This is a genomic window from Streptomyces sp. NPDC085937 (assembly GCF_044540535.1).
GTDB lineage: Bacteria > Actinomycetota > Actinomycetes > Streptomycetales > Streptomycetaceae > Streptomyces.
Genome location: NZ_JBITSH010000001.1, coordinates 725,398 through 749,614 on the forward strand (window position 1 = coordinate 725,398; position 24,217 = coordinate 749,614).

Below are 24,217 nucleotides of genomic sequence, written 5' to 3' on the forward strand. Positions count from 1 at the left end.
CGCGTCGCCCGCGGAATTAGGGTGCCCGCATGAGCATCATCGGAGTCGGGATCGACGTCGCCGAGATCGAGCGGTTCGCCGCGTCGCTGGAACGCACGCCCGGGCTGGCCAGGCGGCTCTTCGTGGAGAGCGAGCTGCTGCTGCCCGGCGGGGAGCGGCGCGGCGTCGCCTCCCTGGCGGCCAGGTTCGCCGCCAAGGAGGCGCTGGCCAAGGCGCTCGGCGCGCCCGCCGGGCTGTACTGGACCGACGCCGAGGTGTGGTGCGAGGACAGCGGGCAGCCCCGGCTGAGGGTCAAGGGCACCGTCGCCGCCCGGGCGGAACAGCTCGGGGTGCGCTCCTGGCACGTGTCGCTGAGCCACGACGCCGGGGTGGCCTCCGCCGTCGTGATCGCGGAAGGCTGAGAGATTTTCTGAGAATGAGGTGCGTGCTTCGCCCGGACGGGGGTACATGCGGGGAGCCGGATGGAGCGGGGGCACACATAGGGAGGGTTTCACTGTGACGTCGACAATGGCGCGGACGGACCAGGCGCAGAGCGTGACCGAGCTGCCGGAGGTCGCGGATCCCGGCCAGGTGGCGCCGCAGGACGCGCGTGAGCTGTCCCGGCAGTTCTTCCGGCGGCTCACGGAGCTGGAAGAAGGTACGCACGAGTACCAGTACGCGCGCAACACGCTGATCGAGATGAACATGTCCCTGGTCCGCTACGCGGCCGGCCGGTTCCGCAGCCGCGGGCCGGAGGAGATGGAGGACATCGTCCAGGTCGGCATGATCGGACTGATCAAGGCCATCGACCGGTTCGAGCTGTCCCGCGAGGTCGAGTTCACCTCGTTCGCGATTCCCTACATCGTCGGCGAGATCAAGCGTTTCTTCCGCGACACGTCGTGGTCCGTGCACGTGCCGCGCCGGCTCCAGGAGGCCCGGGTGCAGCTCGCCCGCGCCACCGAGGAACTGCGCAGCCGGCTGGGCCGTACGCCCACGACCGCCGAGCTCGCGCAGCTGATGAGCCTGACCGAGGCCGAGGTCAACGAGGCCCGGCTGGCCGCCAACGGCTACAACTCGGCGTCGCTGGACGCCGCCATCGGCAGCGAGCCGGACGGTGAGAGTGTCCTCGCGGACTTCATCGGCGCCGAGGACGCGGCGCTGGGGCTGGTGGAGGACTTCCACGCCCTCGCCCCGATGATCGCCGAGCTGGACGAGCGCGAGCGGAAGATCGTGCACTGGCGGTTCGTGGAGGAGCTGACGCAGGCGGAGATCGGTGAGCGGCTGGGCTGCTCGCAGATGCACGTGTCGCGGCTGCTGTCGCGGACGCTGAAGCGGCTGCGGGCGGGGATGCTCGCCACCAACTGAGGTGCGGTGCGAGGCGGCTTTCGCCGCCGGTTCTTGTAGCGGGTTTTGGTAGTGGGTTCTTCGTAGCGGGGTGCGGTGCCTTCGGGTGCCGCGCCCCGCTTCGTGTTGTGCGGCGGTCGTGGTGTGCGGCGGTCGTGGTGGTCGGCGTCCCGGGGGAAACTCGGTTGTATGCGGACTGCTTACGGTGTGGAGACGGTCAGGGCGGCGGAGCGGGAACTGATGGCGCGGCTGCCGGAGGGCGCGCTGATGCAGCGCGCCGCGGCGGGGCTCGCCGTGGTGTGCGCGGACGTGCTGGGGCGGGTGTCCGGGCGGGTCTACGGCAGCCGGGTGGTGCTGCTGGTGGGCAGCGGGGACAACGGGGGGGACGCCCTGTACGCCGGGGCGCGGCTCGCCCGGCGGGGGGCCGGGGTGCGGGCGGTGCTGCTGGCGCCTGAGCGGGCCCACTCGGGTGGGCTCGCTGCTCTGCTGCGGGCGGGGGGTCGTGTGGTGGACACCGGGGGTGGGATTGGTGCCGTTGAGCGAGCCGATCTTGTCGTCGACGGGATCGTCGGGATCGGGGGGAAGGGTGGGCTGCGGCCGGACGCGGTGCCGCTCGCGGAGGCCGCCGAACGCGGGCGGGGGGTCGTCGTCGCCGTCGATCTGCCGAGCGGGGTGGACGCGGACACCGGTGAGGTGCGGGGGAGGGCGCTGCGGGCGGATCTGACGGTGACCTTCGGTGCGTACAAGCCGGGGCTGCTGATCGATCCGGCACGGGAGTACGCGGGGGCGGTGCGGCTCGTCGACATCGGGCTGGAGGTGGGTGAATGCGGTGAGGGTGGTCGGGGAGAGGCGCGGGTCGAGGGGCCGGGCGAGGCGGGTGTCGAGGCGTTGCAGCATGCGGACGTGGCGCGGTTGCTGCCGGTGCCGGCGGCCGAGAGCGACAAGTACCGGCGTGGGGTCGTGGGGGTCGCGGCCGGGTCCGCGCGCTATCCGGGGGCCGCGGTGCTGGCGGTGGCGGGAGCGTTGCGGGGCGGGGCCGGGGCGGTGCGGTACGTCGGGCCGGCGGGGGAGGCCGTGATCGCCCGTCATCCCGAGACGCTGGTGTCGGACCGGGGGCCGAAGCACGCGGGGCGGGTGCAGGCGTGGGTGGTCGGGCCGGGGGCGGGTGACGACGCGGCGACGGTGGGGGAGGTGCTGGCGGCGGACGTGCCGGTGCTGATCGACGCGGACGGGTTGCGGCTGGCGGAGGCGGGGGCGGTGCGGGGGCGTCGGGCGCCGACCCTGATGACGCCGCACGCGGGGGAGGCGGCGGCGCTGCTCGGGGTCGAGCGGGAGGAGGTGGAGGCGGGGAGGCTGGCCGCGGTGCGGGAGTTGGCGGGGCGGTACGGGGCGACGGTGCTGTTGAAGGGGTCGACGACGTTGGTCGCTTCTGCGGGTGGTGGGGGTGCTGGTGACGGTGCTGGTGGGGGTGCTGGTGTGGTGCGGGTGAATCCGACGGGGACGCCGTGGCTGGCCACGGCGGGGAGCGGGGACGTGTTGTCGGGGCTCGGGGGGTCGTTGCTGGCGGCGGGGTTGTCGGCGATGGACGCGGGGAGTGTGGCGGCGTATCTGCACGGGTTGGCGGGGCGGTTCGCGGCGGAGGGGGCGCCGGTGACCGCGGAGGACGTCGCGGGGCGGATCGCGGAGGCCTGGCGGAGTGTGGTGCGGGGGTAGGACGCGACGCCTGCGGCGCAGGGTTCTGTCCGGTGGGGGCGGTCCGGTGGGGGCGGGGGTAGCGCCCGGGGTACGTGGGTGGTGCGGGGGCGGGGTGGGGACGGTCGTCCTCGGTCTGGCGCGAGAGTGCGTGTTGTGATGCGCAGGGTGCGGACGCGCCAGCCGCTGCGGGCGCCCACCCCCACCCCACCCCCTCCCCGCCGTACGCGACGACACCAGCACCGTGGCAGGCCTTCACCCGTCCAACGCCTTACGGCGGCTCCCCGCGGCTCCGCAGCCGGGTGGCGGGCAGCCTGAGCGGCCCGCCCCGCCCACTGCGGCAGTCGTGCGGCTGGGGCGTGTGAGGGGGCGGACACCTCCGCCAACTGCGGGCAGTCGTGCCGCGTGGGCGGTGAGGGGGGACCTCCCCGGCCGACGGCGGGCGGCCATGCCGCGGGGGCGGTGAGGGGGCATCCGCGGCCAACCGCGGGCAGTCGTGCCGCTGGGGCGGCACGGGTGGGCGCGGCGGCGCCCCGTAAGCGCCGGGGTGCGCGGGCTCCCCCGGCCCACACGCGCGCCGGGTGGTTGTGTGGGGCACGGTCAGGTGACCGTCCGCACCCGCGCCGGGTGGTTGTGTGGGCGACGGTCAGGTGACCCTGGCCAGCCGCGCGAACGTCCGCTGGAGCGGGCCCGGCGGCGCCTGTGCGGGCGGGGCGTGAGGACAGGTGCCGTACCCCCGGTGCAAGAGGGGAGCGCGGGCGCTCTGAGAGACTGTGCGGGATGAAAGAGACAGTTGCCCCGCCCGGCGCGGAACTGCGGGCCCGTGCCGTGATCGACCTGGCCGCCGTGCGGGCCAACGTCCGCACCCTCCGCGACCGCGCCCCCCACGCCGCCCTGATGGCCGTCGTCAAGGCCGACGGGTACGGGCACGGCGCCGCCCCCTGCGCCCGCGCGGCCGTCGCCGCCGGCGCGACCTGGCTGGGCACCGCCACACCGCAGGAGGCGCTCGCGCTGCGCGCGCCCGGTGCCGGTGTGCCGACGGAGGTCCGGATCATGTGCTGGCTGTGGACGCCCGGCGGGCCCTGGCGCGAGGCGATCGAGGCCGACGTCGACGTGTCCGTGAGCGGGCTGTGGGCGCTGGACGAGGTCACCCGGGCCGCCCGTCTCGCCGGACGGCCCGCACGGGTGCAGCTGAAGGCGGACACCGGGCTCGGGCGGGCCGGCTGCCAGCCCCGCGACTGGCCCGAGCTGGTCGCGGCCGCGGTGCGTGCCCAGGCCGAGGGGCTGCTGCGGGTCACCGGACTCTGGTCGCACTTCGCGTGTGCCGACGAGCCGGGGCATCCGTCCATCGGCGCCCAGCTGTCGCAGTTCCGCGAGATGGTGGCGTACGCCGAGGCGCGGGGTGTCGAACCCGAGGTGCGGCACATCGCCAATTCCCCCGCGACCCTGACGTTGCCCGAGAGCCACTTCGATCTGGTGCGGCCCGGCATCGCGCTGTACGGCGTCTCGCCCAGCCCCGCGATCGGCACGCCGCAGGAGCTGGGGCTGCGGCCGGCGATGACCCTGTCGGCGTCGTTGTCGCTGGTGAAGCACGTGCCGGGCGGCCACGGGGTCAGTTACGGGCGCCACTACGTGACCCCGGGGGAGACCACGTTGGGCCTGGTGCCGCTCGGGTACGCGGACGGCATCCCCCGGCACGCCTCGTCCGCCGGGCCCGTGCTGGTCGAGGGCAAGTGGCGGACCGTCGCCGGGCGGGTCGCGATGGACCAGTTCGTCGTGGACCTGGGCGGGGACGAGCCGGGGCCGGGTGCCGAGGCCATCCTGTTCGGTCCCGGTGACCGGGGTGAGCCCACCGCGGAGGACTGGGCGCAGGCGTCCGGGACCATCGCGTACGAGATCGTCACCCGGATCGGGACCCGCGTCCCACGCGTTCATGTGAACGGTGAACAGAGCGGGTAAGCGCCCTGCGTGGGTCCAGGGGAAGAGGAGCGGTACGTGAGCGAGAGCAGTACGCAGGCCGTGACGGCCGCGTCCGCCGGGGGGTGGCGCCGGGCCACCGGTGTCGCGGGCCTCGCGATAGGCGTGCTGGCCACCGGTGCCGCCGCCGGTGTCGCCGTGGAGCGGATGACGGTCGGCCGGGGCATGCGCCGCAAGGCCCGGCTGGTCCTGGACTCGGCGGGGCCGTACGGGTCCCTGCGGGGTACGCCCGGCAAGGCGTACGCGGACGACGGCACCGAGTTGTACTTCGAGGTCGACGAGGTCGAGCCCGAGGGCCAGGACGGGCGTAGGCGGCGGTTGTTCGGGCGGCGGGCGCCGGCGCCGGTGACCGTGGTGTTCAGTCACGGGTACTGCCTCAACCAGGATTCCTGGCACTTCCAGCGGGCCGCGCTGCGGGGCGTGGTGCGGACCGTGCACTGGGACCAGCGCAGCCACGGGCGTTCCGCGCGGGGCGCCGCGCAGGTGGATCGCGGGGAGCCGGTGACCATCGAGCAGTTGGGGCGGGATCTGAAGGCCGTCATCGATGTCGCTGCTCCCGAGGGGCCGCTGGTGCTCGTCGGGCACTCCATGGGCGGGATGACCGTGATGGCGCTCGCCGAGCAGTTCCCGGAGCTGATCCGTGAGCGGTGCGCCGGTGTGGCCCTGGTGGGGACGTCGTCGGGGCGGCTGGGCGAGGTCAACTTCGGGCTGCCGGTGGCCGGGGTCAACGCGGTGCGCCGGGTGCTGCCCGGGGTGCTGAAGGCGCTGGGCCAGCGGGCCGAGCTGGTGGAGAAGGGGCGGCGGGCGACGGCCGATCTGTTCGCCGGGGTCGTCAAGCGGTACTCGTTCGCTTCGAGGGACGTCGATCCCGCCGTCGCGCGGTTCGCCGAGCGGATGATCGAGTCGACGCCGATCGACGTGGTCGCCGAGTACTACCCGGCGTTCGACGGTCACGACAAGGCGGAGGCGCTGGCTCACTTCGTCGGGCTGCCGGTGCTGGTGCTCGCCGGTGTGGGGGACCTGGTCACCCCCAGTGAGCACAGCGAGGCCATCGCCGACCTGCTCCCGGACGCGGAGCTGGTGATGGTGCCCGACGCCGGGCACCTGGTGATGCTGGAGCATCCCGAGCAGGTGACCGACCGCCTCGCCGACCTGCTGGTGCGCGCGGGCGCGGTGCCCTCAGGGGCTACCGTGGGTGGCTATGGAAGCAGCAGTACCGCAGACCCCGGCTGAACTGACCGTCACCTCCCCTGAGCAGATGCGCGACCTCGGGCGCAGCCTCGCCAAGCTGCTGCGCGCGGGTGACCTCGTGCTGCTCTCCGGTGAGCTCGGGGCCGGCAAGACGACGCTGACCCGCGGGCTCGGCGAAGGGCTGGGCGTGCGGGGTGCGGTGACCTCGCCGACGTTCGTCATCGCCCGGGTGCATCCCTCGCTGGGCGACGGCCCGCCGCTGGTGCACGTCGACGCCTACCGGCTGTCCGGGGGCCTCGACGAGATGGAGGACCTGGACCTCGACGTCTCGCTGCCGGAGTCGGTGGTCGTCGTGGAGTGGGGCGAGGGCAAGGTCGAGGAGCTGACCGAGGACCGGCTGCACGTCGTCATCCACCGGGCGGTCGGCGACACCACGGACGAGGTGCGGCACGTGACCGTGCGCGGTCTGGGCGAGCGCTGGGCCGGAGCCGAGCTGAGCGCGCTGTCGGCCTGAGGCGGACGGGCCCGTGCCCGGTCAGGCGGACGGGTCCGTGTCCCGGTTTCCGACAAGGTGTCGGCACAGTGTTGCGTCCGGCGCGTCCGGCGTGGTCACATGGTATCCAGCTCGTTGTTAGGCATACCTAACCACGTCCGCCCCCGACTCCCAGGAGGCGTCCATGCCGGCCACCCACAGCGCGCGCGAATCCGCACCGCGGCCGCAGCCGGTCTCCGGGGTGCCCATGCGGGACCTGCTCGCCGCCTGCGCGGCGGCCGCGGCGGTCTCCACCCCGCCGCCCGCCCCCGAGCCGCGGCGGCAGGAACCGGCGCGCCGGCACCGCGAGGCGGCCTGAGCGCTCAGGGCACGACGACGACCGCCCGGCCGATCGTCGCGAACTTCCACATCGCCGCGCCGTCCGCCCGTGTCTCCCGGATCCCGCCCGTGCGTTCCCGCGGGTCCAGGACGGGCGCCGAACCGTCGACCGCCGCGCTGAACCCGATCACCGTGCCGTCGACGGCGGCGAAACGCACCACGTGCTCCACCGGCACGCCGTCCGAGCCGGTGACCGACCCCGACCGGGACGTGACCCGGTAGGTGCCCGGCGCGGGGTCGACCGTGCTGGGGCTGACCCCGAAGGTGCGCCGCACCCTGTCGCCCCTGTCCACCAGCCACACCCGGTCGTGCCGGAGCGAGTAGACGACGCGCTGGCCCAGCCCCGAGCGCGGGGGCAGCGCGGTCGGGCGGGTGTCGCCCCGGGGCGACGTGGGCGCGGGGGCGGGGGAGCCCGCCGACCGGTGGCGCAGGTCCGGCGGGACGGTGTCCGCCGCGCGGTGACCGAGGTAGCCGACCGTCGCGAGGGCCGTCGCGGTCAGCCCCGCCACGATCATCGAGCTGGTCCCCGCCATCGCCGTCACCCCTGTCCCGGTGTGTCCCGCTCTGCCCCGTCCTGTACGGACGTGACGCGACCGTAGCAGTCCGTGACCGTCCGGCCGGTGCGGCCGTGGCCGGGGCGCGGGAGCCGTAGGCTGTTTGCGTGCTCTTGCTCGCTCTGGATACCGCCACCCCCGCCGTCACCGTCGCACTGCACGACGGCGACGACGTCATCGCCTCGTCGAGCCAGGTGGACGCCCGCCGCCACGGTGAACTGCTGCTCCCGGCCGTCGACCGGGTGCTCGCCGAGGCCGGTCTGCGGCTCGACGCCGTCACCGGCATCGTGGCCGGCACCGGTCCCGGCCCCTACACCGGCCTGCGGGTCGGCCTGATGACCGCCGACACCTTCGGACTCGCCCTCGGCGTGCCCGTACACGGTGTGTGCACGCTGGACGGCCTGGCCTACGCGGCCGACCTGGAGGGCCCCTTCGTCGTGGCGACCGACGCCCGGCGCAAGGAGGTCTACTGGGCGCGGTACGCCGACTCCCGTACCCGCCTCACCGACCCGGCCGTGGACCGGCCCGCCGACATCGCCGGCCAGGTCGCGGGGCTGCCCGCGGTGGGCGCCGGCGCGCTGCTGTACCCGGACACCTTCCCGCAGGCGCACGAGCCGGAGCACGTCAGCGCCGCCGCCCTGGCCCGGCTGGCCGCGGAGCGGCTGGCGGCGGGCGAGGAGCTGCCCGCGCCCCGGCCGCTGTACCTGCGGCGGCCCGATGCCCAGGTCCCCAAGAACTACAAGGTGGTCACCCCCAAGTGACGGGAACCGAGACGGTCGTGCTGCGCGAGATGCGCTGGTGGGACATCGACTCCGTGCTGGAGCTGGAGCGGGACCTCTTCCCCGAGGACGCCTGGTCGCGCGGGATGTTCTGGTCCGAGCTGGCCCACGCCCGCGGGCCCGGGGCGACCCGGCGCTACGTCGTCGCCGAGGAGGGCGACCGGATCGTCGGCTACGCCGGCCTCACCACCTCCGGCGCGGAGGGCGACGCCGGTGACGCCCCGGCCGCCGACGTCCAGACCATCGCGGTCACCCGCGACCACTGGGGCACCGGGCTCGGCTCGCGGCTGCTGACCGAGCTGCTGCGCGCGGCGACGGAGTTCGAGTGCGCCGAGGTGATGCTCGAGTGCCGCGTCGACAACGTCCGCGCCCAGAAACTCTACGAACGCTTCGGCTTCGAGGTCATCGGAGTCCGGCGCGGCTACTACCAGCCGGGCAGCGTGGACGCGCTGGTCATGCGCTTGACCGACCCGTCCGCCTCCGTGACCCCGGACCATTCCGTGAACGGCGTACAAGGAACCGAGATCCATGGCTGACGAACCCCTGGTACTGGGGATCGAGACCTCCTGCGACGAGACCGGCGTCGGCGTCGTCCGCGGGACCACCCTGCTGGCGGACGCCGTCGCCTCCAGCGTCGACGAGCACGCACGCTTCGGCGGCGTCGTCCCGGAGGTGGCGAGCCGTGCCCACCTGGAGGCGATGGTCCCCACCATCGACCGCGCGCTGAAGGAGGCCGGGGTGAGCGCCCGCGACCTCGACGGCATCGCCGTCACCGCGGGACCGGGTCTGGCCGGCGCGCTGCTGGTCGGTGTCTCGGCGGCGAAGGCGTACGCCTACGCCCTCGGCAAGCCGCTCTACGGGGTCAACCACCTCGCCTCGCACATCTGCGTCGACCAGCTGGAGCACGGGCCGCTGCCCGAGCCGACGATGGCGCTGCTGGTGTCCGGCGGTCACTCCTCGCTGCTGCTGTCCGAGGACATCACCTCCGACGTGCGGCCGCTCGGCGCGACCATCGACGACGCGGCGGGTGAGGCCTTCGACAAGATCGCCCGGGTGCTGAACCTCGGCTTCCCCGGCGGCCCGGTCATCGACCGGTACGCCCGCGAGGGCGACCCGGCCGCGATCGCGTTCCCGCGCGGCCTCACCGGCCCCCGCGACCCGGCGTACGACTTCTCCTTCTCCGGTCTGAAGACGGCCGTGGCCCGCTGGATCGAGGCGAAGCGTGCGGCGGGCGAGGAGGTGCCGGTGCGTGACGTGTCGGCGTCCTTCCAGGAGGCGGTCGTGGACGTGCTCACCCGCAAGGCCGTGCGGGCCTGCAAGGACGAGGGCGTCGACCACCTGATGATCGGCGGCGGCGTGGCCGCCAACTCCCGTCTGCGGGCGCTGGCCCAGGAACGCTGCGAGGCGGCCGGCATCCGGCTGCGGGTGCCGCGCCCCAAGCTGTGCACGGACAACGGCGCGATGGTGGCGGCCCTCGGCGCGGAGATGGTCGCGCGCAACCGCCGGCCCTCCGACTGGGACCTCTCGGCGGACTCCTCCCTCCCGGTGACCGACCCGCACGTGCCGGGCACCGCCCCCTCCCACGACCACGTCCACGAGACCTCGGGGAAGAACCTGTACTCATGACGGTCGCGCTGATGTGGGAGGCCCGCGCGGTGCCCGGCCGGGGCGCGGACCTGCTCGCCTGGGCCGAGGAGCGGGCCCGGGAACTGCCCCGGCACCCGGTGCGCCGCGAGACCTTCCGCGCCCCGCAGGACCGCGTCCTCGTCATCACCTGGTGGAAGGCCCCGTACGACGCGGAGCTCCCGGAGCTCCCGGAGCCGGAGAGCACCCTGGTCACGCGGGCGGTCCACCGGTGGCGGTTCGAGTCGCTGGGAAGCGTCTGAGCGGCGGGCGGGGCAACGGGCGGGGTGACGGGCCGAGCGAAGGGCCGGGCGACGGGCCGGGCGGCGAGGTGTGAGGCGCCCGTGAGGACGCGAATGTTTCGTCCTGCATTTCGAATGTTCCGAGTGGTCGCAGGTCTTCGCCGTCGGGCCTCGCGGAGATACGATCGCCGCCATGACTTCTCCGCAGCCCGCTGAGACCCGGACCAACGGGCGCAGCTCGCAGACCGCGACGCTCGCCGAGATCGCCCGCGAGGCGGGTGTCTCCGCGCCGACTGTTTCGAAGGTGCTCAACGGCCGTGCCGACGTCGCCCCCGGCACCCGCTCCCGGGTCGAGGAGCTGCTGCGCACCCACGGCTACCGGCGCCGTCGCGCCGAGGCGACCCGGTCGCCCCTGATCGACCTGGTCTTCCACGAGCTGGAGAGCGCCTGGGCGATGGAGGTCATCCGGGGCGTGGAGAACGTCGCACGGGACGCCGGGCTGAGCGTCGTGCTCTCCGAGAGCGCCGGCCGGCTCACCCCCGGCCGCACCTGGGCCGACCAGGTGGCCGCCCGCCGTCCGCACGGTGTGATCCTCGTGCTGTCCGGCCTCGACGAGTCCGGCCGGGCGCTCCTCACCAGCCGTTCCATCCCCTTCGTGGTCATGGACCCGGCCGGCGACCCGGGCACCGACGTGCCCTCCATCGGCGCGACCAACTGGCAGGGCGGCCTCGCGGCCACCCGGCATCTGGTCGAGCTCGGCCACACCCGCATCGGGGCGATAAGCGGTCCCTCACGGATGATGTGCAGCCGGGCCCGCGTCGACGGGTACCGGGCCGCCCTGGACACCGCCGGACTGCCGGTCGACCCGGAGCTGATCGTGACCGGCGACTTCCATCACGACGCCGGCTACCAGCTGGGTCTCGCCCTGCTGCGCCGCGAGGACCGGCCCACCGCGGTCTTCGCCGGCAACGACCTCCAGGCGCTCGGGCTGTACGAGGCGGCGCGCGAGCTGGGGCTGCGGATCCCGGAGGACCTGAGCGTGGTCGGGTTCGACGACCTGCCGGTGGCCCGCTGGGTGGGGCCGCCGCTGACGACCGTACGGCAGCCGCTGACGGAGATGGCGGAGGCGGCGGCCAGGCTGGTCCTCGACCTCGGCAAGGGCGAGGACAGCTCCACGGCGACCCGGGTGGAGCTGGCGACCAGCCTGGTGGTGCGCAGCAGCACGGCCCCGCCCGCGAGGGCCTGACCCGGGTCGGGGCTCGGTCCGGCGGCCGCCGCCGCCGGCCTCACCACCGACACCGGCCCGGGCTCGCCGGGCGCACCGGACCCGCCTCGCCCGCTGCCTGCGGGGCCTGACCACCGACCGCGTCACACGGTGACCCGTGCGGGTGCTGCCCGCCCCGTCGGACCCCGACCGGGTCGTGGCCGACGAGCCGGAGGCGGGCAGGTTCCGGGCCTCGCCGACGTGAGGCGACGTGCGCGGACCGCGCACCGGAGAAAAAATCTCCGTGCCGGTGTCGATTCCCGTCCCCGCCGTTCGACGCAGGGGTGAGAGGCCGGGAAGGACCCGGCCCGCCCACCACGAGGAGCCACCATGCCCCGCTATCTCTCCCTCATCCGGATCGACGAGAACAACTCCCCCGAGGGCGGCCCCAGCCCCGAGCTGATGCAGCGCATGGGCGAGCTGATCGAGGAGATGACCAAGAACGGAGTGCTGCTCGACACTGCCGGGCTGACCCCGACCGCCCAGGGCACCCGGGTGCACTACGAGGGTGGCCGGCTGTCCGTGACCGACGGGCCGTTCACCGAGACCAAGGAGGTCATCGGCGGGTACGCCCTCCTCCAGGCCAAGGACCGTGCCGAGGCGATCGAGTGGACCAAGCGGTTCCTGAAGGTGCACGAGCCGCACTGGACGGTGACCTGCGAGGTCCGGGAGATCGAGGAGGGCTGACGCCCCGGTCCGCCGGACCCGCTTGGCCTCACCGCCGTACGGGTGTCTGATGGTGGGCTGTGACACCACAGCCCACCGCCGGACCGGACGGGACGGGCGGACCGGAGGGGACGGGCCGGCCGGAGGAAGCGGCCGGGACCGTCGAGACCGTGTTCCGCATGGAGTTCCCCCGGGTGATCGCCGGGGTCACCCGGATCGTCCGGGACGTCGGCATCGCCGAGGAACTCGCCCAGGACGCCCTGGTCGCGGCCCTGGAGCGGTGGCCGCGGGACGGGATCCCCGACAACCCGGGCGCCTGGCTCATGACCACCGCCCGCAACCGCGCCGTCGACCTGGTCCGCCGCCGCGAGACCTACGCCCGCAAGCTGGCCGAGATCGGCCGGGACGCGGCCACGGTGACGGCCCCGCCGGAGGTGCCCGCCGACCCGGACGACATCGACGACGACCTGCTGCGGCTCGTCTTCACCGCCTGCCACCCGGCGCTCTCCGCCGAGGCGCGCACCGCCCTCACCCTGCGGCTGCTCGGCGGCCTGACCACGGCCGAGATCGGCCGCGCCTTCCTCGTGCCCGAGGCGACCGTGGCGCAGCGCGTCGTGCGCGCCAAGCGCACCCTGGCCAGGAAGAACGTCGCCTTCGAGGTACCGTACGGGCCCGACCGCGAGGCGCGGCTCGGTTCGGTCCTCGACGTCATCTACCTGATCTTCAACGAGGGGTACGCCGCCACGGCCGGCGACGACTGGCTGCGTCCCGCCCTGTGCGAGGACGCGCTGCGGCTGGCCCGCGTGCTGTCCGGGCTGATGCCGAAGGAGCCCGAGGTGCACGGGCTGACCGCGCTGCTGGAGCTCCAGGCGTCCCGGACCGCCGCCCGCACCGGCCCCGACGGCGCACCGGTGCTGCTCAAGGACCAGAACCGCGCCCGCTGGAACCGCCTGCTCATCGGCCGAGGGGTGGCCGCGTTGGCCCGCGCCGACGCCGTGGCCTCCGGCCCCCCGGGCCCGTACGCCCTCCAGGCGGCCATCGCCGCCTGCCACGCGCACGCCTACCGCTACGAGGAGACCGACTGGCCGCGCATCGCCGCCCTCTACGGCCTGCTCGCCACCCGCACACCCTCCCCGGTGGTCGAGCTCAACCGCGCGGTCGCCGTCTCCATGGCGGAGGGGCCGGAGGCGGCGCTGCCGCTGGTGGACGCGCTCACCGAGGTGCCGGCGCTGCGCGACTACCACCTGCTGCCGAGCGTCCGCGGCGACCTCCTGGCCCGCCTCGGCCGCACGGACGAGGCCCGCGAGGAGTTCCTGCGGGCGGCCCGGCTGACGGGCAACACGAAGGAGCAAGAGCTGCTGCTGCGGCGTGCGGAGGGTCTTGGGGGGTGACCGGTGCGCCGGGTGCCCCCGGAGCTGTCGGGCGGCACCCGGCGTGCGGGATCGGTGCGTGGAGCGGGGATGCGGGCAGAGGCGGCGGGCCATCAGTGCGGGGCGGTGAGCCGCAGGGCGGGCTCGAAGGCCGGTCCGGTGCGCCGCGGGGCGGGCTTGAAGGCCGGTCCGGTGTGCCGGGGGCTGGACCGCGGGGCGGCGGTGGGCGGTGGGCGGCGACTGGTCCGGTGTGCGGGGCGTCCGCATCCCTGCGGGACGTTCGCTCCCCGCGCACGGGGCATCCGCATCCCTGCGGGACGTTCGCCCCCCGCGCACGGGGCGTCCGCTTCGACGGGCGGGCGGACGGGCGTGGCCGTGCGGCGCCCGGAGGTGCCGCTGCCGTGGGCGGCGGGCGGCGACGGACCGGGCGCACGGGTGCGGAAGCCGCCGCCCGCCGGCAGGTCAGCGGGCCGGGTGGCCCAGCAGCATCGTCGGTGCGCCGGCGACACGGGTCAGGAAGACCGTGACCGACGCGGAGCCGTGCGGCTTCGGCAGGGCCTTGCGGCGCAGTTCCTCCGGCTCGACGGCCGAGCCGCGCTTCTTGACAGTGAGGACACCCACCTCCCGCTCCCGCAGCAGCGCCTTCAGCTTCTTCACGTTGAAGGGCAGCTGGTCGGTGATCTCGTAGGCGGTGGCGTACGGGGTGCCGTGCAGGTCGTCGGCGGTGACGTAGGCGATGGTCGGGTCGATCAGCCCGCCCCCGACCTCCTCGGCCACCTGGGCGACCAGATGGGCGCGGATGACGGCGCCGTCGGGCTCGTACAGGTACCGCCCGACCGGCCGGACCCCGGGGTCCGGGAGCAGGGTGGCGGGGGTGGCGTGGATCCCGGCCGCGGCGGGCAGCAGGGTCGCCCGCCGCGCCCCCGGCGTCACCCCGGAGCCGAACCACAGCATGGCCTCCTTCACGTCCCCGCCGTCCGAGACCCACTCGGCCGTCGCCTCGGCGGGGATCGCCTCGTGCGGGATGCCGGGGGCGATCTTCAGCAGGCCGAGCGGGGCCTTCAGCGCGGCGGACACCGCCCAGGACAGGGGCGGGGAGTAGGCCTCCGGGTCGAAGATCCGGCCGCGCTTGGAGGAGCGCCGGGCCGGGTCGACGAACACGGCGTCGTACCCGGCGGTGTCCACCTCCGTCACGTCCGCCTCGCGCACCTCGATCAGGCCGGCGAGCCCGAGCGCGTCGGCGTTGGCGCGGGCGGCCTGACAGGTCTGCGGGTCCCGGTCGACGGCCAGCACCCGGATGCCGGCACGGGCGACGGCGATCGCGTCCCCGCCGATCCCGCAGCACAGGTCGGCGACGGACCGCACCCCGGCCGCCCGCAGGCACTCCGCCCGGTACTCGGCGACGCTGCGGCGGGTCGACTGCTCGACCCCGTTCGGGGTGAAGAACATCCGCGCCGCGTCCGCCGCCCCGAACTTCGCCGCCGCCCGCTGCCGCAGCCGCGCCTGGCCGAGCGCCGCCGACACCAGCTCGGCGGGATGCTCGCGGCGCAGCCGGGTCGCGACGGCGAGTTCGCGGGCGGGGTCGGTGTCGCGCACCTCGTCGAGGAGGGCGCGGCCTTCGGGGGTGAGGAGCGGGGCGAGGTCGTTCACCGGGTCATTGTGGGCCAGTCGGTGGACCGTGTGCCTCCGGCCGCGGTGTCGGGCCGGGCGCGGCCCGGCCGGCTGCGAGGATCCGGGCCCATGCGAGTAGTAGGACAAAACGATAAGAAGTGGACGCGGGTGGGTGTACGGACCGGCCTCGCGGTCCTCGCTCTCGCCGCCCTCGCCTCGGGCTGCGGCCGGGACCGCGAGCCGGTCGAACCGGCCGGCGGCCAGCAGCCCCTCCAGGCGCCCCCGGCCCGCGCACTCGACTCCTACGCGGGCAAGCTGAGCGCCGCACAGGCCGCGCGGGCCGCCGCCGCCAAGCGCTGGGGCCTGAAGAAGGTCCCGCTGGCCGCGCCGCCGCCCCCGGCGAAGAAGCCGAGGATCACCACCCGCGAGGGGTTCGAGGTCGACGGTCACGAACGGCTGGAGCTCCCGCCGGTGTTCACCACCGTCCCCGTCGAGGAGAAGGTCGTCTTCCTGACCATCGACGACGGCGCCGAGAAGGACCCCGAGTTCCTGCGGATGATGAGCGAGCTGAAGGTGCCGTACAGCGCCTTCCTCAGCGACTACGTCGTCAACGACGACTACGGCTACTTCAAGGACATGCAGAAGCGGGGCGTGAGCCTGCACAACCACACGCTCCACCACCCCTACCTGCCGGCGCTCTCCCGCGCCAAGCAGAAGCGGGAGATCTGCGGCATGCAGGACGTCGTCGAGGAGCAGTACGGCACCCGCCCGGTCCTCTTCCGCCCGCCCTACGGCAACTACGACAAGAACACCCTGCGGGCCGCCAAGAGCTGCGGGATCACCCACGTCCCGCTGTGGAACGAGGAGGTCTTCGTCGACCACTGGGAGTACCGCGAGTGGGACCGGAAGATCCACCCCGGTGACATCGTGCTCTCCCACTTCCGGGGCCGTGACGACTGGAAGGGCACCATGCCGGACATGATCCGCCGCTTCCTCGACAAGGTCACGGCCGAGGGGTACGCCGTGGGCAGGCTGGAGGACTACCTGTGAGGTGGCGCGGGGCTCCGTGGCTCCTCCCCGCGGCCCTCGCCCTGCTCGTCGCCGGGTGCGCCGCGCCCGACGGCGCGGGACACGTGTCCCCCCGGGCCGCGCCGACGGCCCCCGCCGCCCCGCTCCCGCCGGTCGTCGACCACGTCACGACCGACGACGGCTCCGTCTTCCTCACCTACGACGACGGCGCCGAACGCGACCCCCGCTTCATCGACCTGGTGCGCGAGCGCAGGCTGCCCGTCAGCATGTTCCTCACCGACAGCGTGATGGGCCCCGGCTACGGCCACTTCGCCCGCCTGCGCGCGGTCGGCGCGAACCTGCAGAACCACACCCTGGACCACCCCGCCCTGCCCGGCCTGCCCTACGCGGGGCAACGCGCCCAGATCTGCGGCCAGCAGCGCAAGCTGGCGGCCCGCTTCGGCATCCGCCCCCGCCTCTTCCGCCCGCCGTACGGCACGTACGACACCACCACGCTGCGTGCCGCCGCCGACTGCGGTATCGCGGCGGTGGTGCTGTGGCGCGTGACCCTGGAACCGGACGGCCACCTCACGTACGCCCACGGCCCCCACCGGCTGCGCTCCGGCGACATCGTCTCCGTACCGTCGGGCGAGGCCCCGCCCCTGTCCCTCGCGGAACGCACGACACGGCTCCTGAGGGAACTGGACGAGCGGAACCTGAAGGTGGGCAGACTCGAGGACCACGTAGGCCGCCACGCCGGCCCGGCCCCTCCCGGCCCGGCCGCATCCGGCCTGCCCGGCGCCCCCTCCGGCCCGCCAGAGGTGCCCTAGGGTCCGTCAGGGGGCACATCCAGCCCGTCCGGTGACCCCTCCGGCCCGCCAGAGGCCCTCTCCGGCCCGTCCGGCGCCACTTTCAGCCAGTCAGGCGCTACATCCAACCCGCCCGAGGCCACATCGGGCCCGCCCGGCCGTACATGCGGCCCGTCCGGGGCCACATCCGGCCCGCCCGGCCGTACATCCGGCCCGTCCGGGGCCACATCCAGCCCGTCCGGCGCTTGAGGACGAGGCCCGAAGGGCCGACAGGGGGCCCGGGGGCGCAGCCCCCGAGGGCGCCCACACCAGCACCGGCACCCCACAACCCCGCGCCGAAAAACGCCCCCAGCCCCCGACGCGCCGCACGGCAATTGGCACTCCGCTTGACCGAGTGCTAATCGCGGTCATAGTCTCAGGTCTGGCACTCCCCCCTGGAGAGTGCCAACACGCGACGGGCAGGTCCGGCACCCGCGACGACGGATCGACCTGGTCGCCACCTCAGACAGTTAACCCCGTGAGATCTCCGAAGGGGGAGGTCGGATCGTGACGACCGCCAGCTCCAAGGTTGCCATCAAGCCGCTCGAGGACCGCATCGTGGTCCAGCCGCTCGACGCCGAGCAGACCACGGCTTCGGGCCTGGTCATTCCGGACACCGCCAAGGAGAAGCCCCAGGAGGGCGTCGTCCTGGCCATCGGTCCGGGCCGCTTCGAGGACGGCAAGCGCGTCGAGCTCGACGTGAAGGTCGGCGACGTCGTTCTGTACAGCAAGTACGGCGGCACCGAGGTCAAGTACAACGGCGAGGAGTACCTCGTCCTCTCGGCCCGCGACGTCCTCGCGATCGTCGAGAAGTAACGAGAAGTAGGAGGACTCCGGGGCCTGCCCCGGAGAACTCGACCTCGTAGCAAGTACTTCTGCTCGAACACTGCGCCCCTGGCCCCAGCATCCGACAAGGAGCCGGGCGGCCCAGGGGCGCAGTGATTTCATCTAGATTTCCGAGAGGGCTCCCGCTGCCATGGCGAAGATCCTGAAGTTCGACGAGGACGCCCGTCGCGCCCTCGAGCGCGGCGTCAACAAGCTTGCCGACACGGTCAAGGTGACGATCGGCCCCAAGGGCCGCAACGTCGTCATCGACAAGAAGTTCGGCGCCCCCACCATCACCAACGACGGTGTCACGATCGCCCGCGAGGTGGAGATCGAGGACCCGTACGAGAACCTCGGCGCTCAGCTGGTGAAGGAGGTGGCGACCAAGACCAACGACATCGCGGGTGACGGCACCACCACCGCCACCGTGCTGGCCCAGGCGCTGGTCCGCGAGGGCCTGAAGAACGTCGCCGCCGGTGCTTCCCCGGCTGCCCTGAAGAAGGGCATCGACGCCGCCGTCGCCGCCGTGTCCGAGGACCTCCTCGCGACCGCGCGCCCGATCGACGAGAAGTCCGACATCGCCGCGGTCGCCGCGCTGTCCGCCCAGGACCAGCAGGTCGGCGAGCTCATCGCCGAGGCGATGGACAAGGTCGGCAAGGACGGTGTCATCACCGTCGAGGAGTCCAACACCTTCGGTCTGGAGCTGGACTTCACCGAGGGCATGGCCTTCGACAAGGGCTACCTGTCGCCGTACTTCGTGACGGACCAGGAGCGCATGGAGGCCGTCCTCGACGAGCCGCAGATCCTGATCACGCAGGGCAAGATCTCCGCCATCGCGGACCTGCTGCCGCTGCTGGAGAAGGTCATCCAGGCCAACGCCTCCAAGCCGCTGCTGATCATCGCCGAGGACGTCGAGGGCGAGGCCCTGTCCACCCTCGTCGTCAACAAGATCCGCGGCACCTTCAACGCCGTCGCCGTCAAGGCGCCCGGCTTCGGTGACCGCCGCAAGGCGATGCTGCAGGACATGGCCGTCCTCACCGGCGCCACGGTCGTCTCCGAGGAGGTCGGCCTCAAGCTCGACCAGGTCGGCCTGGACGTGCTCGGCTCCGCCCGCCGCGTCACCGTCACCAAGGACGACACCACCATCGTCGACGGTGCCGGCAAGAAGGACGACGTGCAGGGCCGCGTCGGCCAGATCAAGGCCGAGATCGAGGCCACGGACTCCGACTGGGACCGCGAGAAGCTCCAGGAGCGCCTCGCGAAGCTGGCCGGCGGCGTGTGCGTGATCAAGGTCGGCGCCGCCACCGAGGTGGAGCTGAAGGAGAAGAAGCACCGTCTGGAGGACGCCATCTCCGCGACCCGCGCCGCGGTCGAGGAGGGCATCGTCTCCGGTGGTGGCTCCGCGCTGGTCCACGCCGTCAAGGTCCTCGAGGGCAACCTCGACAAGACCGGCGACGAGGCCACCGGTGTCTCGGTGGTCCGCAAGGCCGCCGTCGAGCCGCTGCGCTGGATCGCCGAGAACGCCGGCCTCGAGGGCTACGTCATCGTCTCCAAGGTCGCCGAGCTGGAGAAGGGCAGCGGTTACAACGCCGCCACCGGCGAGTACGGCGACCTGGTCAAGGCCGGCGTCATCGACCCGGTCAAGGTGACCCGCTCCGCCCTGGAGAACGCCGCCTCCATCGCCTCCCTCCTCCTGACGACCGAGACCCTGGTCGTCGAGAAGAAGGAAGAGGAGGAGCCGGCCGCCGCCGGTGGCCACGGCCACGGCCACGCCCACTGACGACCTGAGGTCGCACCGACGACCCGGGCGTCACACCGACGACCTGAGGCCGCCGGACACCGAGTGAGGGCCCGGCTCCCCGTCCACCTGGACGCGGAGCCGGGCCTTCGCCGTACCCGCAGCCGTCCCGGCGGACCCTCCCGCCCGTCCCGGCGGACGCTCCGCCCGTCCCGGACCGAGCACGCCCGTCCGGAGCCTGTGCACACGGCGGCCGGAACGGAGTCTGGGGGACGGCGATGGACCAGACCTGACCGCGGCCGCGACGACAAGGGGGCGGCGGCGACCAGGACAGGCCCGGCCGCCGCCCGGCCACCCGTGTGGTCAGGGAGCCCAGACCTCGGCCTCTTCGGCCGGGACGGTGGTGGCCAGGCCCAGTTCCTTGCGGGCGGCGACCGACTTGTTCGGGTCGATGAGGGTGAACCCGGCGTCGTAGGCGACGTAGAACGTGTCGAGGTCGCCGGCATTCGCGGCCTTCCGCCACTCGCCGGCCGCCTTGGCCAGCGTTCCGCGCAGCGAGCCGACCTGGGCGCCCTTGACGCCCTTCAGGCCCTTGACGTGGGTGTCGAGGGCGGCGGCGACGGCCTTGGCCTGTGCCTGGTAGGCGTCCAGGTCACCCTCGATGTCGTCCGTCTCCGGCTGGTTGGCCCACAGGGCCTCGTACACCGCGTTGGAGCCCTTGAGGTACGTGAGCTGCTCGGAGTTGAACGTCTTCGCGGTGTCCAGCGACCCCTTGAACGTGCCCTTGTCGAGGCTGTACGTGCAGCTGACGAGGCGGTCGTTCGTCGCCCAGCTCTCGGCGGTCGGGGTGTAGTAGGACAGGCCGACGCCCTGGGGCAGCGCCCAGGTGTCCGGGGCGTACTTCTGCGCCTCGACCGGGCAGCGGGTGTCCGCGATCGTCGTGACGGCGTCCTCGCCGGGGTACTTCCGGGCCTGCTGGAGCGCGAACTCGCCGACCACCTGGCCCTGGTGCGCCTCGTCGCAGGGCACGATCTCGACGAGGTACGCCTCGCCCTCCGCCTTGCCGTTCGGGTTGTAACAGTCCCCGACGTCCAGCGAGAACACCGACCGCTGACGCGCGGCCTTCTTCGCCCCGTCCTTGGCACTGCCGACAGCCTCGGACACGTCCGAACAGCCGACGGCCCCGAGCGCGACCAGCGCGAAGACGGCGGTGAGCCCGCGAGGCGAGCGGTGGGGGGTACGGACGGCCATGGTGTCTCCAACCTGCGGTGCGATACGCGGGGAGGCCTCACCTCCCCAGCGTCTGCGACACCCGGGGACCCAGGAAGGTTGTAACCGCCGCATGTCAGCGCGCTTGAGGAGCGCCCTTCCCACGGGTGCGCAGGCGCCGAACCCGGTTCCTCCCGGTGGCGGACGGCCCTCGCCCTTCCGCGACGTCCACATGCGGTCGGGCCAGGTGGCGCAGCGGGGACGTCCGGTCCCATACGTGCCAGCGCGCCCCGCACACGGGGTCCGTCGCGTACGTCACCTCGGCCGGGACGCTGTCGACCGCCACCCGCTCCGCCGGCGGATCGGTGAGATCGGTGAGACGCCTGCCGCAACGAGGACAGTGATCCGGGGTCCGCATGGGGTACATGCCCATCGCCGCACTCCTGCCTACGCCGACGCCCGCACGGACGCCGCCCACCCACTCACCGCCACGGCACCGTTTTCACATGCCAGAACCCGCCACGCGCCGGGAGTCCAGGCGAAAACCGCGTCCTGGCCGAAACGGCGTCCCAGGGCACGCGCCGCCGCATCGGTCAGGCCGGTGACGGCGACGCTCTCCTCCTGGTGCGTGCCGCTCGGGTCGCCTCCCACCGCGGGCCACCAGGTGAGGCCACGGTGGCGGACCTCGTCGAGCAGAACGCGATGGGCACGGGCGTTGGCGTCGCCCGACGCGGTACGGCCACGGGGGTTCCAGGCGGTGATCACATGGACGGTGGCGCCCCTGTCATCCAGCACCAGGAAGAATCCCTCGGCCGTGCCACGAGGGCGCGGTGCGATCCGGACGGTCCGTTCCCCGAACCGGACGTCGACGACCGCCGTCCGGTAGAGCTCCCAGTTACGTGGCGTGCCGGATGCACCGATGGTGTGCACAAGGGCCTCCTGTGGAACGAGACCCCCTTACATCTCGTGCAGGGAGATCGATGCTCGTCTCCACGGGATCATGGAGGCATCGGCCGCAAGATCTCACGGCCCGGGTCCCGGAGCAAGCGGGTCGTGAAGGCACACAGGACCGAGCGCTGCTCCTCGCCGTTGCGCAGGATTGCCTCCATCAGCTCGACGGCCCGCCGGCCGGGGAGGCCGCCGGGCTGATGACGGCGAAGGTCCGGCGCGCCCGGTCCCCTGCTAAGCCAGGATGCGAGCCGGGAACGACGCGCGAGAGATCAGCGGGAGCTGGCCCTTGGGTCCGGAGACCTTGAGTTGCCTGCCCTGACGAGCGGCGACCTTGACGGTCGAGGATGCGGCGGCGGTGAGAGGGATGAGCTGTGACAACTCGTCCCGCGTGATCCCTGTGACCACCTCGTTGCCGCAGACGAGAACGGCGAACACCAATGAGGCCGGCTCGGACGTGATCCTCTGCTTGTCCTCACAGGAGAAGGTGAAGGGGTAGTCTCTCGGCCCCTCGCCGCTGCTGTACTTGATGAACAGGTGACGGTCGTGGTTGACCACGTAATGGCCGTAATTCACACTGGCGCGGTTGAGCGCGGTGAACTTCTCCGAGTCGGCGATCGCCACCAGCGCGGCGCCGTGCATGAAGTCCTTGTGATCAATCACTGTGGTCCCCTCCGGTCGGCCATGGATCGATGAACGATCACCAGGACGGACGCGTCCGCGTGACAATCAGTTCTGCAGGTGTGCCGGGACGATCTCCCGGATCAGTCGTCACAATCCGTTCGACGCTTTCCGCTGCTGGAGGTCGACACCGACACCGACGCCTGCGTCACAGGCGTCCGCCGGCCCCCGTCACAGCTCCGCCGGTTCCACCGCCCCCAACTGCGTCATCAGGCCCAGGCGGTCGTACTGCCACCAGCCCTCGGCGATCTTGCCCTCCGTGCTGAAGCGGAGGATCGTCGTGCCGGTCATGGTGGCCCTGTCGCCCGTGGCCGGGAGGCCGAGGAAGTCGCCCTTGTGGACGCCGTCCCAGCTCCAGCGGGTGCACACGCGGTCGGCCTGGGCGATGCGGTCCTCGACGCGGAACGTGAAGTCGAAGCCGGCGCGCCACATGTCCAGCTCACGGCGGAGCTGGTCCAGGCCCAGGAGGTCCCGCTCGTTGGCCGGGTCGTGGTCGTGGTAGTCCTCCTCCACCAGGCCCGTCAGCGGGGAGAGGTCGTCCGAGGCGGTCGCGACCTCGAAGAACCGCCGTGCCGTGTCCCCGTTCAGCCGCGCGTCGCGCACCACGTCCAGGTCGGTGACGGTCGGTGTGCCCAGGCACAGGGCGCTCATCTCGCGGAAGATCCGCTCCGTCTCCGGCAGCCGCGAGTTCCGCACCGCCTCCTCGTACGACGGGAACTCCACGATCTCCACCAGGTGCGACGTGTCCGTGCGGTCCTTGCCGACCACCGCGTGCGTCGCCGTCCGCCTCCCCCTGGTCTGCTCCACCCACTGGTCCAGGAGCCGGTCCATCTCCTCGAACCGGTTCGTCCTGCAGTCGATGAGCTGTACAAAGGTCATGACGTCACCTCCGGCCCCCCTCGGTCGGGGCTGGCTGGGCCTGTCATGCCCCATTTTCCTCCGGGGGGAGGCCCGCGTCCCGCCGTCGTCAGCGGGGCCCGTACTTGCGGCCCGTCCGCGAGGAGATTCCGCCCATCATCCCGCGCGGGACCAGCTTGGACGCCCCGAGCAGCACCTTGTACCGCGGGTCCGGGACGGAGAGCGACTTGCCCCGGGCCAGGTCCGCCAGCGCCGCCGCGACGACCTTGTCCGCGTCCAGCCACATCCACCCGGGGATGTTGTCCGTGCCCATCCCGGCCCGCTGGTGGAACTCGGTCCGTACGAAGCCGGGGCACAGCGCCATCAGACGTACGCCCTGACCGGCCAGGTCCTGCGCCGCGCCCTGGGTGAACTGCACGACCCACGCCTTCGAGGCGCCGTACGTCCCGCGCGGGAGGAACGCGGCGGTCGAGGCGACGTTCACGACACCGCCCCGCCCGCGCTCCCGCATCGCCTCCACCGCCGCAGAGGTGAGCCGGAGCACGGCCTCGCAGTGCACCTTCAGCATCATCAGCTCGTCGGACATGGGGACGTCGAGGTAGCGGCCCTTGTGCCCGAAACCGGCGTTGTTGATCAGCAGGTCGACGGGGTTCTTACGGTCACCGAGCCGTCGGGCGACTGCTTCGATGCCCTTGTCCTCCGCGAGGTCCGCGGTCAGCACCTCCGCCTCGATGCCGTGGCGGTCGTGCAGCTCGGTGGCCTGTTCCCGCAGCCGGCCGGTGTTCCTGGCCACCAGCACCAGGTCGTGCCCGTCGGCCGCCAGCCGCCGCGCGAACGCGGCACCGATCCCAGCCGTCGATCCCGTAATCAGAGCCGTTGTCATGGCGCAAGACTAGTTACCCGGAGCGGCAGCGTCCGCTCTGCGTCCGCCCCGCATCC

25 protein-coding genes are annotated in these 24,217 nt (G+C 73.2%); 18 read left to right on the forward strand and 7 right to left on the reverse strand.

Annotated features, from left to right (window positions below):
• Nucleotides 1-29 precede the first annotated feature (29 nt).
• From ACIF8S_RS03180 to ACIF8S_RS03210, 7 genes are all read left to right on the forward strand, one after another.
• Nucleotides 30-401, forward strand: a complete 372-nt coding sequence (locus tag ACIF8S_RS03180) for a holo-ACP synthase (RefSeq protein ID WP_024883220.1) — start codon at nt 30-32, stop codon at nt 399-401.
• Nucleotides 402-507: 106 nt separating this feature from the next.
• Nucleotides 508-1,344, forward strand: coding sequence for an RNA polymerase sigma factor SigF (locus ACIF8S_RS03185; RefSeq protein ID WP_037722414.1), 837 nt, complete (start codon nt 508-510; stop codon nt 1,342-1,344).
• Nucleotides 1,345-1,512: 168 nt separating this feature from the next.
• Nucleotides 1,513-3,036, forward strand: a complete 1,524-nt coding sequence (locus ACIF8S_RS03190; protein WP_399996981.1) for an NAD(P)H-hydrate dehydratase — start codon at nt 1,513-1,515, stop codon at nt 3,034-3,036.
• Nucleotides 3,037-3,795: 759 nt separating this feature from the next.
• Nucleotides 3,796-4,974: an alanine racemase gene (alr, locus tag ACIF8S_RS03195; protein WP_399996982.1), complete on the forward strand. Its 1,179-nt coding sequence runs from the start codon at nt 3,796-3,798 to the stop codon at nt 4,972-4,974.
• 36 nt (nt 4,975-5,010) lie between these two features.
• Nucleotides 5,011-6,225 (forward strand): alpha/beta fold hydrolase, encoded by a 1,215-nt coding sequence (locus tag ACIF8S_RS03200; RefSeq protein ID WP_399996983.1) that lies wholly within the window; start codon nt 5,011-5,013, stop codon nt 6,223-6,225.
• The gene (tsaE, locus tag ACIF8S_RS03205; protein ID WP_349790912.1) at nt 6,194-6,697 is read left to right on the forward strand and encodes a tRNA (adenosine(37)-N6)-threonylcarbamoyltransferase complex ATPase subunit type 1 TsaE; all 504 of its coding nucleotides are present in this window, start codon (nt 6,194-6,196) and stop codon (nt 6,695-6,697) included. Before ACIF8S_RS03200 ends, tsaE begins: the two co-directional genes overlap by 32 nt.
• A gap of 163 nt (nt 6,698-6,860) precedes the next feature.
• Nucleotides 6,861-7,034: a hypothetical protein gene (locus tag ACIF8S_RS03210; RefSeq protein WP_399996984.1), complete on the forward strand. Its 174-nt coding sequence runs from the start codon at nt 6,861-6,863 to the stop codon at nt 7,032-7,034.
• A 4-nt stretch (nt 7,035-7,038) separates the two neighbouring features.
• Here ACIF8S_RS03210 and ACIF8S_RS03215 read toward each other — a convergent pair whose 3' ends face one another.
• Nucleotides 7,039-7,587 (reverse strand): hypothetical protein, encoded by a 549-nt coding sequence (locus ACIF8S_RS03215; RefSeq protein WP_399996985.1) that lies wholly within the window; start codon nt 7,585-7,587, stop codon nt 7,039-7,041.
• 128 nt (nt 7,588-7,715) lie between these two features.
• Between ACIF8S_RS03215 and tsaB the strand changes: the two genes are divergently transcribed.
• From tsaB to ACIF8S_RS03250, 7 genes are all read left to right on the forward strand, one after another.
• Complete coding sequence (tsaB, locus tag ACIF8S_RS03220; protein ID WP_231157288.1) at nt 7,716-8,369, forward strand: tRNA (adenosine(37)-N6)-threonylcarbamoyltransferase complex dimerization subunit type 1 TsaB; 654 nt, start codon at nt 7,716-7,718, stop codon at nt 8,367-8,369.
• On the forward strand, nt 8,366-8,923 hold the full coding sequence (gene rimI / locus ACIF8S_RS03225) for a ribosomal protein S18-alanine N-acetyltransferase (protein WP_399996986.1): 558 nt from the start codon (nt 8,366-8,368) through the stop codon (nt 8,921-8,923). Before tsaB ends, rimI begins: the two co-directional genes overlap by 4 nt.
• Nucleotides 8,916-10,013 (forward strand): tRNA (adenosine(37)-N6)-threonylcarbamoyltransferase complex transferase subunit TsaD, encoded by a 1,098-nt coding sequence (gene tsaD / locus ACIF8S_RS03230; RefSeq protein ID WP_349790907.1) that lies wholly within the window; start codon nt 8,916-8,918, stop codon nt 10,011-10,013. Before rimI ends, tsaD begins: the two co-directional genes overlap by 8 nt.
• Nucleotides 10,010-10,273 (forward strand): hypothetical protein, encoded by a 264-nt coding sequence (locus ACIF8S_RS03235; protein WP_399996988.1) that lies wholly within the window; start codon nt 10,010-10,012, stop codon nt 10,271-10,273. The genes tsaD and ACIF8S_RS03235 overlap by 4 nt, the downstream gene beginning before the upstream one ends.
• Nucleotides 10,274-10,445: 172 nt before the next feature.
• Nucleotides 10,446-11,498 carry a LacI family DNA-binding transcriptional regulator gene (locus ACIF8S_RS03240; RefSeq protein WP_399996989.1) on the forward strand — a complete coding sequence of 351 codons (1,053 nt, stop codon included), beginning with the start codon at nt 10,446-10,448 and terminating at the stop codon, nt 11,496-11,498.
• Between the two features lie 348 nt (nt 11,499-11,846).
• The gene (locus ACIF8S_RS03245) at nt 11,847-12,203 is read left to right on the forward strand and encodes a YciI family protein (RefSeq protein WP_024883232.1); all 357 of its coding nucleotides are present in this window, start codon (nt 11,847-11,849) and stop codon (nt 12,201-12,203) included.
• Between the two features lie 59 nt (nt 12,204-12,262).
• A complete protein-coding gene (locus ACIF8S_RS03250) occupies nt 12,263-13,573 on the forward strand; it encodes an RNA polymerase sigma factor (RefSeq protein ID WP_399996990.1) in 1,311 nt (436 codons plus the stop codon).
• Between the two features lie 441 nt (nt 13,574-14,014).
• Here ACIF8S_RS03250 and ACIF8S_RS03255 read toward each other — a convergent pair whose 3' ends face one another.
• The gene (locus ACIF8S_RS03255) at nt 14,015-15,202 is read right to left on the reverse strand and encodes a methyltransferase domain-containing protein (protein ID WP_399996991.1); all 1,188 of its coding nucleotides are present in this window, start codon (nt 15,200-15,202) and stop codon (nt 14,015-14,017) included.
• Between the two features lie 90 nt (nt 15,203-15,292).
• On the opposite strand from ACIF8S_RS03255, the gene ACIF8S_RS03260 reads away from it, so the two are divergent.
• The 4 genes from ACIF8S_RS03260 to groL all read left to right on the forward strand — a co-directional run bounded on the left by ACIF8S_RS03260 (nt 15,293) and on the right by groL (nt 19,624).
• A complete protein-coding gene (locus ACIF8S_RS03260; protein WP_399996993.1) occupies nt 15,293-16,213 on the forward strand; it encodes a polysaccharide deacetylase family protein in 921 nt (306 codons plus the stop codon).
• Nucleotides 16,210-17,001 (forward strand): polysaccharide deacetylase family protein, encoded by a 792-nt coding sequence (locus ACIF8S_RS03265; RefSeq protein ID WP_399996995.1) that lies wholly within the window; start codon nt 16,210-16,212, stop codon nt 16,999-17,001. The genes ACIF8S_RS03260 and ACIF8S_RS03265 overlap by 4 nt, the downstream gene beginning before the upstream one ends.
• 525 nt (nt 17,002-17,526) lie before the next feature.
• Entirely contained in the window at nt 17,527-17,835 is a 309-nt protein-coding gene (gene groES / locus ACIF8S_RS03270) for a co-chaperone GroES (RefSeq protein WP_006130737.1), read from the forward strand.
• A 160-nt stretch (nt 17,836-17,995) separates the two neighbouring features.
• Nucleotides 17,996-19,624 (forward strand): chaperonin GroEL, encoded by a 1,629-nt coding sequence (groL, locus tag ACIF8S_RS03275; RefSeq protein WP_349790904.1) that lies wholly within the window; start codon nt 17,996-17,998, stop codon nt 19,622-19,624.
• A 321-nt stretch (nt 19,625-19,945) separates the two neighbouring features.
• On the opposite strand, the gene ACIF8S_RS03280 is transcribed toward groL, so the two are convergent.
• The 5 genes from ACIF8S_RS03280 to ACIF8S_RS03300 form a co-directional block, all read right to left on the reverse strand.
• Complete coding sequence (locus tag ACIF8S_RS03280; RefSeq protein WP_399996997.1) at nt 19,946-20,833, reverse strand: septum formation family protein; 888 nt, start codon at nt 20,831-20,833, stop codon at nt 19,946-19,948.
• A gap of 405 nt (nt 20,834-21,238) precedes the next feature.
• Nucleotides 21,239-21,721 carry a DUF3293 domain-containing protein gene (locus tag ACIF8S_RS03285; protein WP_399996998.1) on the reverse strand — a complete coding sequence of 161 codons (483 nt, stop codon included), beginning with the start codon at nt 21,719-21,721 and terminating at the stop codon, nt 21,239-21,241.
• Nucleotides 21,722-21,973: 252 nt separating this feature from the next.
• The gene (locus tag ACIF8S_RS03290) at nt 21,974-22,402 is read right to left on the reverse strand and encodes a hypothetical protein (RefSeq protein WP_399996999.1); all 429 of its coding nucleotides are present in this window, start codon (nt 22,400-22,402) and stop codon (nt 21,974-21,976) included.
• A 189-nt stretch (nt 22,403-22,591) separates the two neighbouring features.
• A complete protein-coding gene (locus tag ACIF8S_RS03295; protein WP_399997000.1) occupies nt 22,592-23,299 on the reverse strand; it encodes an ester cyclase in 708 nt (235 codons plus the stop codon).
• 88 nt (nt 23,300-23,387) lie between these two features.
• On the reverse strand, nt 23,388-24,161 hold the full coding sequence (locus tag ACIF8S_RS03300) for an SDR family oxidoreductase (RefSeq protein WP_349790900.1): 774 nt from the start codon (nt 24,159-24,161) through the stop codon (nt 23,388-23,390).
• Between the last annotated feature and the right edge of the window lie 56 nt (nt 24,162-24,217).

What these genes read in the sequence shown, in the direction of transcription:
- ACIF8S_RS03180 (WP_024883220.1), top strand. Translation starts at nt 30, where the DNA reads ATGAGCATCATCGGAGTCGGGATCGACGTCGCCGAGATCGAGCGGTTC.
- ACIF8S_RS03185 (WP_037722414.1), top strand. Translation starts at nt 508, where the DNA reads ATGGCGCGGACGGACCAGGCGCAGAGCGTGACCGAGCTGCCGGAGGTC.
- ACIF8S_RS03190 (WP_399996981.1), top strand. Translation starts at nt 1,513, where the DNA reads ATGCGGACTGCTTACGGTGTGGAGACGGTCAGGGCGGCGGAGCGGGAA.
- alr (WP_399996982.1), top strand. Translation starts at nt 3,796, where the DNA reads ATGAAAGAGACAGTTGCCCCGCCCGGCGCGGAACTGCGGGCCCGTGCC.
- tsaE (WP_349790912.1), top strand. Translation starts at nt 6,194, where the DNA reads ATGGAAGCAGCAGTACCGCAGACCCCGGCTGAACTGACCGTCACCTCC.
- ACIF8S_RS03210 (WP_399996984.1), top strand. Translation starts at nt 6,861, where the DNA reads ATGCCGGCCACCCACAGCGCGCGCGAATCCGCACCGCGGCCGCAGCCG.
- ACIF8S_RS03215 (WP_399996985.1), bottom strand. Translation starts at nt 7,587, where the DNA reads ATGGCGGGGACCAGCTCGATGATCGTGGCGGGGCTGACCGCGACGGCC.
- tsaD (WP_349790907.1), top strand. Translation starts at nt 8,916, where the DNA reads ATGGCTGACGAACCCCTGGTACTGGGGATCGAGACCTCCTGCGACGAG.
- ACIF8S_RS03235 (WP_399996988.1), top strand. Translation starts at nt 10,010, where the DNA reads ATGACGGTCGCGCTGATGTGGGAGGCCCGCGCGGTGCCCGGCCGGGGC.
- ACIF8S_RS03240 (WP_399996989.1), top strand. Translation starts at nt 10,446, where the DNA reads ATGACTTCTCCGCAGCCCGCTGAGACCCGGACCAACGGGCGCAGCTCG.
- ACIF8S_RS03245 (WP_024883232.1), top strand. Translation starts at nt 11,847, where the DNA reads ATGCCCCGCTATCTCTCCCTCATCCGGATCGACGAGAACAACTCCCCC.
- ACIF8S_RS03260 (WP_399996993.1), top strand. Translation starts at nt 15,293, where the DNA reads ATGCGAGTAGTAGGACAAAACGATAAGAAGTGGACGCGGGTGGGTGTA.
- groL (WP_349790904.1), top strand. Translation starts at nt 17,996, where the DNA reads ATGGCGAAGATCCTGAAGTTCGACGAGGACGCCCGTCGCGCCCTCGAG.
- ACIF8S_RS03280 (WP_399996997.1), bottom strand. Translation starts at nt 20,833, where the DNA reads ATGGCCGTCCGTACCCCCCACCGCTCGCCTCGCGGGCTCACCGCCGTC.
- ACIF8S_RS03295 (WP_399997000.1), bottom strand. Translation starts at nt 23,299, where the DNA reads ATGACCTTTGTACAGCTCATCGACTGCAGGACGAACCGGTTCGAGGAG.
- ACIF8S_RS03300 (WP_349790900.1), bottom strand. Translation starts at nt 24,161, where the DNA reads ATGACAACGGCTCTGATTACGGGATCGACGGCTGGGATCGGTGCCGCG.